Below are 13,819 nucleotides of genomic sequence, written 5' to 3'. Positions count from 1 at the left end.
AAATTTATATCAAATTTATATAACTTAATTATATAATTTAATAATGCTACTAAAGGAGGGATATATATGGAGAAAATGATAGAGTGTAAAAATGTAGTATTCAAATATTCTACAGGTGAAGAAGGAATAGAAAAATTAGCAATAGATGGATTAAATTTAGAGGTTAGCAAAGGTGAATTTTTAGTAATATTAGGACACAATGGATCAGGAAAATCAACAGTAGCAAAGCATATGAATGCGTTATTAACTCCTACTGAGGGGACTGTTATAGTTAATGGATTAGATACATTAGATGAAAATAATATATGGGATATAAGATCTACTGCCGGAATGGTGTTTCAAAATCCAGATAACCAATTAGTAGCCACTATAGTAGAAGAAGATGTAGCATTTGGTCCAGAAAATTTAGGTATTCCGCCACAAGAAATTAGAGAAAGAGTTGATGCTGCATTAGAAAAGGTTGGAATGAGTGAATATAAAAGACATGCACCTCATTTATTATCAGGTGGTCAAAAACAAAGAATTGCTATTGCTGGCATATTAGCAATGCAACCTAAATGCATAATTTTTGATGAACCAACAGCAATGCTTGATCCATCAGGAAGAAAAGAAGTAATTAATAATATTAAGGAATTAAATAAGAAGCATGGAATAACTGTGATATTAATAACTCACTATATGGATGAAGCAGCAGAAGCTGATAGGGTTATAGTAATGGATAAAGGAAAAGCTATCATTGAAGGAGTTCCACGTGATGTTTTTTCACATGTTGAGACTATGAAGAAAATAGGATTAGATGTTCCTCAAGTAACAGAAATATGTTATGAGCTTAGAAAAGCTGGAATAGATATAGATACGAAAATTTTAAATGTGAATGAGATGGTGAGTGCATTATGTCAATTAAAATAGAAAATTTAACGCATGTATATATGCCTAAAACACCTTTTGAAAAAAAAGCATTAGATGATGTAAACTTAGTTATTGAAGACGGAGAGTTTTTGGCTTTAATAGGGCATACAGGATCAGGAAAATCAACTTTAATACAACACTTAAATGGATTATTAGAACCTAGTTCAGGTAGAATTCTAGTTGATGATATTGATCTTACTAATAAAGAAACTAAACTTACAGATATAAGAAAGAAAATAGGTTTAGTATTTCAGTATCCAGAATATCAATTATTTGAAGAAACAATTGAAAAGGATATAGCATTTGGACCCAATAACCTAGGACTAAGTCAAGAAGAAGTTTCTGATAGAGTTAAAAAGTCTATGGAGATGGTAGGATTAGATTATGAAACATATAAGGATGTTTCACCATTTGATTTAAGTGGAGGACAAAAGAGAAGAGTTGCTATAGCAGGTGTTATTGCAATGGAACCAAAGGTTTTAATATTAGATGAACCTACAGCTGGATTAGATCCTAAAGGAAGAGATGATATTTTAGAACAAATAAAAATACTTCATGAAAAATACAAAATGACAATTGTATTAGTTAGCCATAGTATGGAGGATGTTGGAAAGCTAGCTGAAAGAATAGTTGTTATGAATAAAGGAAAAGTTGCATTAATGGGTAAACCAGCAGAGATCTTCAAAGAGGTTGAAATATTAGAAGAGATAGGTCTAGCAGTGCCACAAGTAACTTATTTAATGAGAGCATTAAAAGAAAAAGGATTTAATGTTTCTGATGAAGTGTTTACAGTTGAACAAGGTAGTAAAGAGATTTTAAGAATGTTATTAAAAAAATAATATTTTATTAATTGTATAAATTTGTTTAGATAAAAAATATATGAAAGAGAGAAGTTTTAAATGATTAAAGATATAACTATAGGTCAATATATACCAGGTGAATCTTTTATACATAAACTAGATCCAAGAACAAAAATATTAATTTCATTTTTATTTATAATAAGTTTATTTATTATTGATAAATTTGTTGGGTATATATTTGTTGTAGCGTTTTTAGCTTTGGTAGTTTATATTGCAAAAATATCTCCAAGGTATCTTTATAAAGGATTAAAACCTGTATTTTTATTAATAGCACTAACAGCTATATTAAATATTTTTATGCTTAGAGAAGGTAGATTGATTTTTCATCTTGGATTTATAAAAATTTATGAATCAGGAATAAGAACTGCATTTTTTATGGCAATAAGATTAATACTTCTTATAATGGGAACTTCAGTTTTAACATTAACAACATCCCCTATAGAATTAACAGATGGAATAGAAAGACTATTAAAACCTATTGGAAAAGAAATTGCACATGAATTAGCTATGATGATGACAATAGCATTGAGATTTATACCTACTCTTATAGATGAAACTGATAAAATAATGAAGGCACAAAAAGCAAGAGGTGCTGATTTTGAAACAGGTGGATTGATTCAAAAAGCAAAAAGCTTAATACCATTACTAGTACCGTTATTTATTAGTTCTTTTAGAAGAGCAGATGAGCTTGCAATGGCTATGGAAGCAAGATGCTATAGAGGGGGAGCTGGTAGAACTAGAATGAAAGTTTTAAAGTTCACTTCTAAAGATTTTATTGCATTTGGAGTTTTTGCACTATTATTTGTAAGTACGCTTATCGTTAGATTTGCAATTTAATAATTTGGATTAAAAAGGTGATAACTTGAATAATATAAAGTTAACTTTGGAATATGATGGAACTAATTATTATGGTTGGCAAAAACAAAAAGGAATGAGAACAATACAAGGAGAGATAGAAGAGGCTCTCTTTCTTGTTACTAAGGAAGTTTGTGAAGTAACAGGAAGCTCTAGAACAGATGCTGGAGTACATGCAAAAGGTTTTGTTGCTAACTTTAAAACTAATACTAATGTGCCTCCAGAAAGGTTTAGAGAGGCACTAAATGTTAAACTACCTAATGATATAGTTGTAATTAAATCTGAAAAGGTAGAAGAAGATTTTCATGCAAGATATTGTGCTAAAGGTAAGACATATGAATATTACATATTAAATGATCAGGTGCCTTCAGCATTAATGAGAAATCAAGTATACCATTATAAATATGATTTAAATATTGAAGAAATGAAGAAAGGTGCAAAACAATTTATTGGAACTCATGATTTTGCTGCCTTTAAAACCCAAGGAAGTTCGGTAAAAGGAACTATAAGGACTATTTTTGATATAAAAGTAGAGAAAACAGAAAAAATTATAAAAATTTCTGTAAGTGGTGATGGTTTTTTATATAATATGGTTAGAATAATAGTTGGGACCTTAATAAATGTTGGAAGAGGAAAGATTCCTGCGAGTTCTATATCAGATATAATAGCTAAAAAGGATAGGACTTTAGCTGGTGACTGTGTTCCACCTAATGGATTATTGTTAAAAGAAGTATATTATTAAAAATTTTTAATAAAAATTGTTGACACGCCCGTAAGCGTGTATTATAATTTAATTTGTTTGTTAGAATAATTTATGTACGAAAGGCCACGAGCCCCGAGGTCTTGACATAAATGTTATACATATGAGGTATAACGATAAATGTAAGTTCAGGGAGGGAAAAACATGAAATCATACATTGCAAAAGCACAAGAAGTTGAAAGAAAATGGTATGTTGTTGATGCTGCTGGTAAGCCACTAGGAAGAGTTGCTAGCCAAGTTGCTTCAATATTAAGAGGAAAGAATAAGCCAACATTTACACCAAATGTTGACTGCGGAGATTTCGTAATAGTTATCAATGCTGAAAAGGTTGTTTTAACTGGTAAGAAGTTAGATCAAAAAATGATGAGAAAGCACAGTTTATATCCAGGTGGATTAAAAGAGACTCCATATAGAGAAGTATTAGCTAAGAAACCTGAGTTCGCTTTCGAAGAAGCTGTTAGAAGAATGCTTCCAACAGGAGTATTAGGAAGAAAAATGCTTAAGAAGTTAAAAGTATACCAAGGTGCTGAGCACGAACATGCAGCTCAACAACCAGAAGTACTTGAATTAAAGTACTAATACAGGCTCGGGAGGAGGAATAAAAAATGGCAAAAGTTCAATACATGGGTACTGGAAGAAGAAAAAAATCAGTTGCAAGAGTTAGACTTGTACCAGGAAACGGTAAAGTTGTTATCAATAACAGAGAAATCGAAAATTTCTTTGGTTTAGAAACTTTAAGAATGATCGTTAACCAACCATTAGTTTTAACAGGAACTAAGGATAAATTTGATGTATTAGTTAACGTTCACGGTGGTGGATTCACAGGTCAAGCTGGAGCTATCAGACACGGAATAACAAGAGCTTTAATTAAATCAGATGAAAACTTAAAATCTGAATTAAAGAAAGCTGGTTTCGTAACAAGAGACCCAAGAATGAAAGAAAGAAAGAAATACGGTCTTAAGAAAGCAAGAAGAGCTCCACAATTCTCTAAGAGATAATATTTGGAGTTTACAAAATCCCACAACTCAAGTAGTTGTGGGATTTCCTTTTATATAAAAATATATGAAAATCTCTATTTTTTTATCTATAACTAACATATAACTAACATGTAACTAACAAATTTTTATATTAAATCTACTGCTTTTCTCAATTCTTCAATATCTTTATGTGTATAAATCTTTTCTGTTGTAGCATAACTACTATGACCTATAATTTTCTTTATTGCAGTTTTATTAGCATTACTATTACTCATAAGAGTAGCAAAAGTATGACGGCAATCATGAGGCTTATGGTCCATGTTTAATTGCTCCATTATAGGTATAAACTTTTCTTTATAATAATTATCATATTTCATTTGTTTACCTAAATCATTTATAATTAAATATTCATTATTTTCATTTAATCTTTTTTCAATAAAAGGTAGAACTTTTTTATTTATAGGAATTATTCTATTTTTACCTGCATCAGTTTTTATACCACCAGTTATTGTTCTTTCCTTCAAGTTTATATCAGAAGGTTTTAATATTAATAATTCACCTATTCTTAACCCAGTATAAATCATTATAAGAATTGTATCTGTATAGGGGATAGAATCAACCATAGAAAATAAGCGTTGGATTTCTTTTTCTGTAAATGGTTTTCTAGATGTAGGTTCTACTTTTTTCCCTATATCAATAAAAGAAGAATAGTCTTTATTAACAATATCATTTTCCATAGCATATTTGAAAAGTTGATTGTATAAAACACGAATTTTTCTTAGAGTATCATAACCTTTACCACAATTGTTTATAATGGATTGTAGATGCATTGTTTTTATATCAACAAATTTTACATCATGTAATTCTTTTGACGTCTCATAAGCAGCATTATAGCCATTTATAGCAGATTTAGAGATATCATTGAATTTTTGTTCTTTCCATCTATCAAATACATCCGAAAATGTTAAAGTTGATACTTCAATATCATAAGGATTATCATTAAAGTCGGCTAGTGCTTGCAAGGCTAATTTTTTAGTTTGATAGTATCCAATAGTTCTATATATTTGTTTTCCTTCATCATTCCATCCAATAGTTTTTCTTGCTATAAATGGATTTCTTCTTTTTCCTGATAATTTATATACGCTTCCATATCCGTTTGGCAGTCTCATAATAAATACCTCCATTCTTTAGTTAATTAAAATATAAAAGAAATAATAAATCTAATGTGTATGTATAAATATTTTTTTATTAATATGTATTAAAGCTAAATTGTACATGAGTTATATTGAAATTCATGTTCTTTTAACTTTTCTTTTATTTCTTTATATTTCTTTTCGTCCCTTAAAATAGAATTTATTTTAGTACTTAATATCTCAGAATTTACATTGAAATATTCACACATATCATATTTACTACAAATACAAGCTAGAAGAGCTTGGAGAAATTCATCATTATTTATTAAGAATTTAGCAGCCCATTCACGAGCTAAACTTTCTTTTTTTATTTTTAGCAAGCTATCATTAAATGACTTACTATTTTCAATTAGATCTCCATGTGTAGTAAAGTAATGTCCTAATTCTTCAGCTAGAATAGAGATATAAGTATTACTAATATGTATAATTTTTTTATCTATAAAAATCATAGGCTTATATCCATTAAGTTTAATATACAAACCTTTTGATTTAAATTTAGAAAGGTCTCTTTCTTCATAAAGAATTTTTTCTTTTTCTATAATTTTATAAATGTCTGTAATGTATTTCATATAATGTTACTCCCTTACAAAAATATATAACAAAATTATAGCAAACGTATGTTCTTTTGACAATTATAAAAAAGGTGTTCATGAAGAACACCTTAAAATTTAAATCCAAATAAATTACTTTTATCATCATCGTCAGATAATGAAACAGCAATATTAGGAGAAGTATTAAATTTATAATTATTTTTAGTTATATCACTTTCGATGGCAGTTAAAATGTATTGTATATCATATTTATTACACAATTCTTCAATTAATTTCAAGTAATTATATTGTTTTCTAGGGTCTAAACTTTCAAGACAACCATCATGGTAAACGAATCTAACAAAATTTTTATCTAAGTAATTAATAATAATAGATAAATCGAAACAAGCACATAATATTTTTCTATAAGTAAATCCATCTGCTTCAGAAGTTGTAGCTCCATTTTCATCTATTATTTCAGCTTCAAAATCTATATTTCCGTTTTTATTTTGGTTTATAGAAAGCAATCCTGGTTTCATTATAATACTGTTTACTAATTTAGAGAAAGTATTTTTTATATTAATATAACGTGTATTATTAGGATTAGAAATAAGATCCCCCAATATAGTAGAGAGTGAAGCTATTCTATTCCTAATTTTATATACTTCTTGAATTTCCTCCCTTGCAACAGAAGCATTTTCAATTTTTGATTCTAATGTTGCAATTTCACGTTCTATTTTAATTAAATCCATTTCAAAAGATTTATATTTCTTAAATGTATCTGTTTCTTTAAGTAATGATAAAATATCTTGTCTTCTAGAATTAAGAGCAGTTAGTTCTTTTTTTACTTCTAACAATTTATATTCTTTATCTAAAAGTGTTGATTTAATATGTTTATTTCTTTCAGTAGTGATTTGAGTGTTGAATTTTATTAAGTCTTCATAGCTTTTTTTCAACTGTTCGGTAAAATAAATATTAACTTCTTTAAATATTTTTTCTGTAGAATTGATATCAAAAGTTACTTCGTTGTATATTGAATCTTTTAAGTTGTTAATTTCATATTCAAGGTTATATTGTTCAGTATTTAACTTTGATATTTTCTCTTCAATATTTTCAATAAGTTCTTTATTCAAGCCTTGCTCTTTTATATAAAAATTAAATTTATTAATCGTTTCAAGAATATTTTGTTTTTCATTTTCTTTTATTTGTATTAAGCCATTAAGTTTATCTATTTCATTATGATTTACATCAAAATCTTTTTCTATTTTCTTTATATAATTTTCTTTTTTTTCTAATTCAGCACTTAATTTATATTTTTCTTTCAATGAAGTATTGTCAAACCCTAACAATTCAAACAGAATAGGTTTCCAACTTGCATCATTACCTTTAAATTTACTAAGTTGAAAAGTATCTATATAATCTTTTTGATTTCTAAGAAAATAATTTATTATTTTTCTATATCCATATTCATTAAGAGTATTAAAATTAAGAAGATTATTTAAAATAAATTTAGGATTTTTCGAGTTGTTACTACTAGTAAGAGGTAAATCAATATAATCCCAATTTAATTCATTTGTAAAATTATTATTTTTTTCAGAAGATATTTTTATACTAATTTTAGAATTATTTTTAACAGCTCGTTTAATTGTTATATATTTTTTTTCAATTGTTTCTAATTCTAAGAAAAAAATATGATTTTCAAAACAAGTCTTCTTAAGGAAAAAATTTTTATCAATTTCTTTAAGTAATAAGAAATCTATTAATGAGATTAAGGTTGTTTTTCCAAGATTATGTCTATCTCTAGAGAGATCATATTGTTTATTAGTTTTACCAACAATAAGATTTAATCCATCACTAAAATAAACAGTCTTAAATCTTTCATCATTGGAATAAATTTTAATTAATTTCATTTAATCAACTCCAAACTATCAGTTTCAGAAATATATTTAATTTTTCCTAGAAGAAACAAAAAATCTAATGAGGGAATAAATAAGTATTTAATTTCAGATCCAAACTTAGTAGATAGTTTATTATATAAACTGTCATAAGAAATACTGTTATTTTTTAATAGTTCAATCAAAATATCAGTACATAAATTTAAAATACAACTATTAAGATTAAGAAATTTAGTTGGTTTAATCATAATATTCCCTCCTTAATTTATTACTTTTTAAAACCTATATCACAATTATAATACATGAAGTGTAAAAAAAGTACTATTTTGTTTCTATGCTTAATAAAGTTTTTATCATCTCTATTACTTTCTAAAATATATGTTTTTAGTAAATCGAATATTTCTTGAAACTTGTCCACTTTATGTCTAACCGCAAGTATTTTTTCTTGAAGCTCCTCAGTAGTATTTTGATATAATTCTACAAAATATTCATTTCTAGGATCACTCAAAAAAGATTGTATCTTATTAAAATTAGGCAGTGATTTAGATTTTATTAGTTCAAAGTAATCTTCACTAAGATCATTAATCTTATTTTTTTCTTCTATAGGAATTGAACTATTATCAATAAAATCAGTTTCTTTAATACTGCTAGATATGTTAGAAAAGAAAATAATAATTTCTTTAATGTCATCTTCATAGAATCGCATTATATTATAATCAATATTATAGTGGTTACTTATATTTATATCCCTTCCTGCTTGCAAGGAATCACCTTTAGAATATGAAGTTTGATTAACTTCAATTTTATTTAACATTTATATCTCTCCCTGATTGATAAACTTTATCATTAGAAAAAGCTTGTTGGTTTATGTTATTAATCTTATTTGAATCTTTATCTTTATTAGAAGAATGTGATTTATAAAGTTTTAAAGCACCTCCAGCGGCAAATATTCCAATAATAGCTAAAATTATTTCTTTCATATACATATAAACTCCTTTCATTAGTATTAGTAAATATTAAATAAATTAATTAACATAATTTAATTGAAAAAATATCAATAAATAATAAAAGTACATTTAATATCAATAGTTATTTATATTTTGTAAACTATAAAATTCGTTTACTACACTTAAATTTGATAATAATAATTCAACATTTAAAGCATCATTAGACTTTATTTTTATATATCCATATTGACATATGGGAAGTTGTCTATTATTTTTATATCTTTTATCTGGACCACCATTTTTATTTACATATTGCCATGTATAGGACAATATTTTTGAATCTTTGGGAACAGATTGATTTTCAATAAAACTTGTTGGCTGAATATTAATTTGAATATCATTATAAGATATAGCTCCAATTTTATTATTATTAAAAATTAAGATTTTATCTGGAAATATAAATAACTTTTCTTTTTTTAACTCTAATAAAATTGGATTAATATTACTTTTAATAAAGTAAGGTGTCTTTTTTAATATTTTTAATGGCGCTCTTTTTATATTAGTTGAAGCTCCTGCAGATATTTTTTTATTTATTACAGTAGCTTCATGAGTTACTTGCCATTTTTTTTCGCTTTGATTTAAGTTGAACCAAGCGTTTACTTTATTCTCAAACTCCTTATAAGTATCATCTTCAAAACTATAATCTAAATTTACTCTCCATTTTGTTAGAATTAAAATTTTCAATATTAATCCAACTATAGGGCAAATAATTAAACCAGGAATAGTTGAAAATATTATTAAAAATAATAAAATATTGCTGATAGCATCTAAGCTTGAGATATTTTCTATTTTATGTATTAAATCTTTATGCTCAGCAGATTGAAGTTGTTCAATTTGAGCATTAGTTATTTCTTGCATACTATTTTCAACATTATATATGTATTGATTATTTAAATTATTAGAATTATTATATGTTTTATTTTTTTGGACTTTTTTGGATTCTTGAATATAAGAAATCCCAGTGCCAGGAATAGAATATGTTTTTCTAGTTTTTCCTTTAGCAGTTTTTGTAACTCTATAGCCAGGCACACCAAAGCTGTAGCCTATACCACTTTTACTTAGATTTATTCTAAATCCACCGCCTAAATTTATACTTTTTCTAAATCTAAACCCCATTTTTATAACCTCCTAAGGTAAATAAATTTATACAATAAGTGAATTGTATTCATAATAAGTAAAATAATTGAAGTAAGTTGACATAAATAAAGGTGTTATAAAAAACACCTATTTATCTTTATATTTAATTTTTATAAACTCTATAAAGTTTTCAATTTCTTTTCGAGCTTCATCTGGAAGTTCATCATAATTATAATCACTATGAAGTGCTATAGTTACATCCTCTTTAACATTGTTTCTAACACTATTTCTTCCTAATAAATAATCAACCGATACATTAAAAAAATTTGCTAGTATATTTAACATATGTGTATCAGGATTTCTTTTTTCAGATTCATACATTCCAATAGCACTAGGAGAAATTCCAAGTTTTTCAGCTAATTCTTTTTGAGTAAGTTTTTGTTCTTCTCTTAAACATTTCAATCTTTTAGCAAACATATTGAACCTCCAATCTATAAAAATATTATAACACAATATGTGGTTAAAAAATAATAAAATCACAAAAAGTGGTTGACAACACATAATGTGAGTAATATAATAAAACTGTAATCACAAAATGTGAGGGGTGAAAATGTGAGTAACTATTTAGCGGAGTTTAGAATAAAAAATAATTATACTCAGAAGGCTATTTCAGAGAAATTAAACACAACATTGTCTTTTTATTCAAAGATAGAATCTGGTGATAGAAATCCAAGTTATAATTTTTTAATTAAATTTAAAGAGACTTTTCCTAAAGCAAGCATAGATGAAATTTTTTTTAACAACAAAAATCACAAAATGTGATTGAAATTAAAAACAGAGTAAGTAATTACTCTGTTAAATAGTGAGATATGTTTATAGATAAATAAACTCTTATTTATATTATTACATAATTTAGGAGGGGATAAAATGGTGAAGCAATACAGAAATATTTACCAAATAGCGAGGGAAAGTACATGTTTAACTCAAGAAAAAGCATCAGAACTACTAGATATATCAGTGGATAGCTTAAGAGCATATGAAGGAGATAAAAGAATACCACCCGATAGAGTAGTTATTAAAATGATAGAAATATATGATAGTCAATATTTAGCTTACCAGCATTTAAAAACATCTGATGAAGTTGGAAGAACGTATTTGCCTAATATAGAAATTAAAGAACTTCCAGCTGCAATATTAAGATTACAAAAAGAGGTATCAGATTTTTTAAAGCTTAGAGAAGAAATATTAGAGATAACTTATGATGGAATAATTGATGAAGAAGAAAAACCAAGATGGGAAGTAATAATGAAAGAACTTGATGATGTAGTTGATGCAATAATGTCACTAAAATTTTCAAAGAAAGGGGATGTATAAAAATGGGTAAATCTATATCAGTTAAAGAGGCAGCTAAAATTATGGGGAAAAGTGAGCAATTTGTGAGAATTGGTCTACAAAGAGGCTTATTACCTTTTGGTCATGCTATAAAAATGAGCTCTATTTATACTTATTATATTTCTCCAAAGCTTTTTGAGGAATACGTAGGTTATAAATATGAACAATAGTTGGATTAAATAATTTTAAATAAAAAATATAGTTTTTAAGGAGAAGAAAATGAGTGAAAAAGTTATAAGTAGATTTCTATATTTATCAGAATTAGCAATAAAGGTTAACACTTATACAGAGCATGATGTATTTATTGAGTTTTCTGGACATGTAAATGTTATGGGTATTCATTATGTTAAAAATGGTTATAAAGATACTGAAAATAATAGAGTAGATTTATTTAATATATATGGTAATCATGAAAGTGAAGAATATATTTTGAAAGTGTTTGAAGATGCAGAAAAGAAATTAATGGATTTAATGAAAAAAGAATCCTTATAAAAGGATTCTACAAAACACTTTTGAGATACGGACTGCCATCCGTATCTCCATTATAACATAGAAGGAGAGAAATGAAAATGGTAATTATATCATTTATAAATATAAAAGGTGGAGTAGCTAAGACTATATCATCAGTTAATGTAGCAGCAGAGCTAGGGAAAAATGGCAAAAGTGTTTTAGTTATCGATTTAGATCCACAAGCAAATGCTACAAAGAATTTTAACTGTTATGATCCTGAAGGTCTTTCAACATATGAAATGTTAAGGGGAGAAAAGGTTAATATTAAGCATACTGGATTTGAAAATGTGTATTTAATGCCATCAAACATAAAGTTGATATTATCTGAGAGTGAAATATTAACTGATACAAAGAGATCTAGAGAGTTGAGACTTAAAAAGTATTTAATGAATCTGGAATTTAAATATGATTATGTAATTATAGATTGTCCTCCATCGTTAGGAGTATTAAGTACCAATGCATTAGCAGCAAGTAATCATGTTTTAGTTCCTGTAAAAATAGATATGTTTGCGTTAGATGGATTTGAATATCTTTTATCTAGCATTGAGGAGATTAGAGAAGAGTTTAATCCAACACTTAATTTATTAGGGATATTTATAACAATGGATAGAGCAACTTCTATAAATAGAGAGATAAAAGAAGAATTAAGAAAATCGCTTGGAGATAAATTATTTAAAACAAGTATAAGAGAGAATGTAGATGTTGTAAAAAGTACATTTAATTTAATGCCAGTAGTCTATTTTAACAAAAGGGCAAATGCAACTAAAGACTATAAGGAGTTAGTAAAGGAGATAGAGCAATGGCTTATTTAGATGGGTTAAAAGGTATAGCAGATAGGGTAAATAAATTAGAAGCAGAAAAGAATTTCAATTTACAGTTAATAGATATAGAGAAGTTAATACCTTCAACTAATAATTTTTATGAAATTAGGGAAATAGAAGAACTTGCAGGAAGTATTAAGGAAAGTGGATTAATGCATAATTTGGTTGTTAGAAAGATTAGTGATGATGAATATGAAATTCTTTCAGGTGAAAGAAGATACCATGCATTAAAGTCATTAAGTTATAAAAAAGTACCATGCCAAGTTAAAGAATTAAATGATACAGATGGAGAGATACTTCTTATTCAAGCTAATGCTAAGCAAAGAGAGTTAACTCCTACAGAAAAAATGAAAAGTATAGAAAGGCTTGAACAACTCTATGCTATAAAAAAAGCTAATGGTGAAGAAGTTCCTAAAGGGAAAACAAGGGATATAATTGGCAAGGACATAGGGCTTTCAGGAGTGCAAGTTGGGAGATATAGTAAAGTATCTAAAAACTTAATAGAGCCACTTAAGGAAAAACTAGATGAGGGAGCTATTACATTAACTCAAGCAGATACTTTAAGCAATCTAAAGTCTAAAGAGCAGGAAGAAATATTAAATCAAATAAGTAATACATCTACTAAAATTTCTAATACTGAGATAGATATTTTAATAGAAGGCATTAAGCAACCATTAACAAGTAAAAAAGATATGGAACTTTTAAATGAATTAAATGTTAATAAAGATGTGGATAAAGATAATAAGATTGTTGATGAAATAAAAAAATTATTAATAGAGCATAGAGCTCCCAAAATAATGATTTTAAGTAAGTATGTAAAGAGTAAATTATTTACTAAAGAGGTCTTATTTGATGGGGAGGTATTTAACATTACCTTATCAGGTTTTTGCAAGGCAAATAAGATTACTATATTGGCTAAAGATATAAAAAAGGCTAATGAATTAATTATAGATAACAAAAAGATTATACCTAAAATAGCATATGAAATATCTCCAGATTGTTTTATTTGGTTTTCGGATATGGAGGAGTAAAT

General features: G+C 26.7%; 20 protein-coding genes. 12 read left to right on the top strand and 8 right to left on the bottom strand.

The features are described 5' to 3' along the window. Positions 1 to 66: 66 nt before the first annotated feature. From EJJ37_RS14415 to rpsI, 6 genes are all read left to right on the top strand, one after another. On the top strand, positions 67 to 909 hold the full coding sequence (locus tag EJJ37_RS14415) for an energy-coupling factor transporter ATPase (RefSeq protein ID WP_133016275.1): 843 nt from the start codon (positions 67 to 69) through the stop codon (positions 907 to 909). Continuing rightward, complete coding sequence (locus tag EJJ37_RS14410; protein WP_133016274.1) at positions 894 to 1,748, top strand: energy-coupling factor transporter ATPase; 855 nt, start codon at positions 894 to 896, stop codon at positions 1,746 to 1,748. The genes EJJ37_RS14415 and EJJ37_RS14410 overlap by 16 nt, the downstream gene beginning before the upstream one ends. Positions 1,749 to 1,808: 60 nt before the next feature. Next, the gene (locus EJJ37_RS14405; protein WP_133016273.1) at positions 1,809 to 2,606 is read left to right on the top strand and encodes an energy-coupling factor transporter transmembrane component T family protein; all 798 of its coding nucleotides are present in this window, start codon (positions 1,809 to 1,811) and stop codon (positions 2,604 to 2,606) included. A gap of 25 nt (positions 2,607 to 2,631) precedes the next feature. Then, positions 2,632 to 3,366 carry a tRNA pseudouridine(38-40) synthase TruA gene (gene truA / locus EJJ37_RS14400; protein ID WP_133016272.1) on the top strand — a complete coding sequence of 245 codons (735 nt, stop codon included), beginning with the start codon at positions 2,632 to 2,634 and terminating at the stop codon, positions 3,364 to 3,366. A 162-nt stretch (positions 3,367 to 3,528) separates the two neighbouring features. Then, positions 3,529 to 3,963, top strand: coding sequence for a 50S ribosomal protein L13 (gene rplM, locus EJJ37_RS14395; RefSeq protein ID WP_042401459.1), 435 nt, complete (start codon positions 3,529 to 3,531; stop codon positions 3,961 to 3,963). Between the two features lie 26 nt (positions 3,964 to 3,989). Continuing rightward, positions 3,990 to 4,382, top strand: a complete 393-nt coding sequence (gene rpsI / locus EJJ37_RS14390; RefSeq protein ID WP_133016271.1) for a 30S ribosomal protein S9 — start codon at positions 3,990 to 3,992, stop codon at positions 4,380 to 4,382. 125 nt (positions 4,383 to 4,507) lie between these two features. Here the strand turns inward: rpsI and EJJ37_RS14385 are convergent, their stop codons facing one another. The 8 genes from EJJ37_RS14385 to EJJ37_RS14355 all read right to left on the bottom strand — a co-directional run bounded on the left by EJJ37_RS14385 (position 4,508) and on the right by EJJ37_RS14355 (position 10,540). Further along, complete coding sequence (locus EJJ37_RS14385; protein ID WP_133016270.1) at positions 4,508 to 5,530, bottom strand: tyrosine-type recombinase/integrase; 1,023 nt, start codon at positions 5,528 to 5,530, stop codon at positions 4,508 to 4,510. A gap of 95 nt (positions 5,531 to 5,625) precedes the next feature. Beyond that, entirely contained in the window at positions 5,626 to 6,123 is a 498-nt protein-coding gene (locus EJJ37_RS14380; protein ID WP_133016269.1) for an ImmA/IrrE family metallo-endopeptidase, read from the bottom strand. A gap of 92 nt (positions 6,124 to 6,215) precedes the next feature. Continuing rightward, positions 6,216 to 7,994: a DUF2326 domain-containing protein gene (locus tag EJJ37_RS14375; RefSeq protein WP_133016268.1), complete on the bottom strand. Its 1,779-nt coding sequence runs from the start codon at positions 7,992 to 7,994 to the stop codon at positions 6,216 to 6,218. Beyond that, on the bottom strand, positions 7,991 to 8,227 hold the full coding sequence (locus EJJ37_RS14370; RefSeq protein WP_133016267.1) for an ABC-three component system middle component 8: 237 nt from the start codon (positions 8,225 to 8,227) through the stop codon (positions 7,991 to 7,993). The genes EJJ37_RS14375 and EJJ37_RS14370 overlap by 4 nt, the downstream gene beginning before the upstream one ends. A 20-nt stretch (positions 8,228 to 8,247) precedes the next feature. Further along, on the bottom strand, positions 8,248 to 8,793 hold the full coding sequence (locus EJJ37_RS14365) for an ABC-three component system protein (RefSeq protein ID WP_133016266.1): 546 nt from the start codon (positions 8,791 to 8,793) through the stop codon (positions 8,248 to 8,250). Further along, entirely contained in the window at positions 8,783 to 8,959 is a 177-nt protein-coding gene (locus EJJ37_RS20330) for a hypothetical protein (protein WP_166484782.1), read from the bottom strand. Before EJJ37_RS20330 ends, EJJ37_RS14365 begins: the two co-directional genes overlap by 11 nt. 102 nt (positions 8,960 to 9,061) lie before the next feature. Further along, positions 9,062 to 10,102, bottom strand: a complete 1,041-nt coding sequence (locus EJJ37_RS14360) for a DUF4236 domain-containing protein (RefSeq protein WP_133016265.1) — start codon at positions 10,100 to 10,102, stop codon at positions 9,062 to 9,064. Positions 10,103 to 10,210: 108 nt separating this feature from the next. After that, positions 10,211 to 10,540, bottom strand: a complete 330-nt coding sequence (locus EJJ37_RS14355; protein WP_133016264.1) for a helix-turn-helix domain-containing protein — start codon at positions 10,538 to 10,540, stop codon at positions 10,211 to 10,213. Positions 10,541 to 10,675: 135 nt separating this feature from the next. Here EJJ37_RS14355 and EJJ37_RS14350 point away from each other — a divergent pair, with 135 nt between their 5' ends. The 6 genes from EJJ37_RS14350 to EJJ37_RS14325 all read left to right on the top strand — a co-directional run bounded on the left by EJJ37_RS14350 (position 10,676) and on the right by EJJ37_RS14325 (position 13,817). Continuing rightward, positions 10,676 to 10,885, top strand: a complete 210-nt coding sequence (locus tag EJJ37_RS14350) for a helix-turn-helix transcriptional regulator (RefSeq protein WP_133016263.1) — start codon at positions 10,676 to 10,678, stop codon at positions 10,883 to 10,885. Positions 10,886 to 10,990: 105 nt separating this feature from the next. Beyond that, positions 10,991 to 11,437 carry a helix-turn-helix domain-containing protein gene (locus EJJ37_RS14345; protein WP_133016262.1) on the top strand — a complete coding sequence of 149 codons (447 nt, stop codon included), beginning with the start codon at positions 10,991 to 10,993 and terminating at the stop codon, positions 11,435 to 11,437. Positions 11,438 to 11,439: 2 nt separating this feature from the next. Next, positions 11,440 to 11,625: a hypothetical protein gene (locus EJJ37_RS14340; RefSeq protein WP_133016261.1), complete on the top strand. Its 186-nt coding sequence runs from the start codon at positions 11,440 to 11,442 to the stop codon at positions 11,623 to 11,625. A 49-nt stretch (positions 11,626 to 11,674) separates the two neighbouring features. After that, positions 11,675 to 11,947, top strand: a complete 273-nt coding sequence (locus tag EJJ37_RS14335) for a hypothetical protein (RefSeq protein WP_133016260.1) — start codon at positions 11,675 to 11,677, stop codon at positions 11,945 to 11,947. Between the two features lie 77 nt (positions 11,948 to 12,024). Next, entirely contained in the window at positions 12,025 to 12,777 is a 753-nt protein-coding gene (locus tag EJJ37_RS14330; protein WP_133016293.1) for a ParA family protein, read from the top strand. Beyond that, positions 12,765 to 13,817 carry a ParB/RepB/Spo0J family partition protein gene (locus EJJ37_RS14325; protein ID WP_133016259.1) on the top strand — a complete coding sequence of 351 codons (1,053 nt, stop codon included), beginning with the start codon at positions 12,765 to 12,767 and terminating at the stop codon, positions 13,815 to 13,817. The genes EJJ37_RS14330 and EJJ37_RS14325 overlap by 13 nt, the downstream gene beginning before the upstream one ends. Positions 13,818 to 13,819 lie beyond the last annotated feature (2 nt).

It is taken from the genome of Clostridium cuniculi (genome assembly GCF_004353185.1).
Classification (GTDB): domain Bacteria; phylum Bacillota; class Clostridia; order Clostridiales; family Clostridiaceae; genus Clostridium; species Clostridium cuniculi.
This window is presented reverse-complemented; position numbering and strand designations above follow the sequence as displayed.

Bases quoted from the DNA above. Each gene is read 5' to 3' on its own strand.
- EJJ37_RS14410 (WP_133016274.1), top strand. From the start codon at position 894: ATGTCAATTAAAATAGAAAATTTAACGCATGTATATATGCCTAAAACA.
- EJJ37_RS14325 (WP_133016259.1), top strand. From the start codon at position 12,765: ATGGCTTATTTAGATGGGTTAAAAGGTATAGCAGATAGGGTAAATAAA.
- EJJ37_RS14360 (WP_133016265.1), bottom strand. From the start codon at position 10,102: ATGGGGTTTAGATTTAGAAAAAGTATAAATTTAGGCGGTGGATTTAGA.
- EJJ37_RS14340 (WP_133016261.1), top strand. From the start codon at position 11,440: ATGGGTAAATCTATATCAGTTAAAGAGGCAGCTAAAATTATGGGGAAA.
- EJJ37_RS14405 (WP_133016273.1), top strand. From the start codon at position 1,809: ATGATTAAAGATATAACTATAGGTCAATATATACCAGGTGAATCTTTT.
- EJJ37_RS14380 (WP_133016269.1), bottom strand. From the start codon at position 6,123: ATGAAATACATTACAGACATTTATAAAATTATAGAAAAAGAAAAAATT.
- EJJ37_RS14330 (WP_133016293.1), top strand. From the start codon at position 12,025: ATGGTAATTATATCATTTATAAATATAAAAGGTGGAGTAGCTAAGACT.
- EJJ37_RS14375 (WP_133016268.1), bottom strand. From the start codon at position 7,994: ATGAAATTAATTAAAATTTATTCCAATGATGAAAGATTTAAGACTGTT.
- EJJ37_RS14335 (WP_133016260.1), top strand. From the start codon at position 11,675: ATGAGTGAAAAAGTTATAAGTAGATTTCTATATTTATCAGAATTAGCA.
- EJJ37_RS14385 (WP_133016270.1), bottom strand. From the start codon at position 5,530: ATGAGACTGCCAAACGGATATGGAAGCGTATATAAATTATCAGGAAAA.
- rplM (WP_042401459.1), top strand. From the start codon at position 3,529: ATGAAATCATACATTGCAAAAGCACAAGAAGTTGAAAGAAAATGGTAT.
- EJJ37_RS14365 (WP_133016266.1), bottom strand. From the start codon at position 8,793: ATGTTAAATAAAATTGAAGTTAATCAAACTTCATATTCTAAAGGTGAT.
- EJJ37_RS14355 (WP_133016264.1), bottom strand. From the start codon at position 10,540: ATGTTTGCTAAAAGATTGAAATGTTTAAGAGAAGAACAAAAACTTACT.
- EJJ37_RS14370 (WP_133016267.1), bottom strand. From the start codon at position 8,227: ATGATTAAACCAACTAAATTTCTTAATCTTAATAGTTGTATTTTAAAT.
- EJJ37_RS14415 (WP_133016275.1), top strand. From the start codon at position 67: ATGGAGAAAATGATAGAGTGTAAAAATGTAGTATTCAAATATTCTACA.
- EJJ37_RS20330 (WP_166484782.1), bottom strand. From the start codon at position 8,959: ATGAAAGAAATAATTTTAGCTATTATTGGAATATTTGCCGCTGGAGGT.
- rpsI (WP_133016271.1), top strand. From the start codon at position 3,990: ATGGCAAAAGTTCAATACATGGGTACTGGAAGAAGAAAAAAATCAGTT.
- EJJ37_RS14345 (WP_133016262.1), top strand. From the start codon at position 10,991: ATGGTGAAGCAATACAGAAATATTTACCAAATAGCGAGGGAAAGTACA.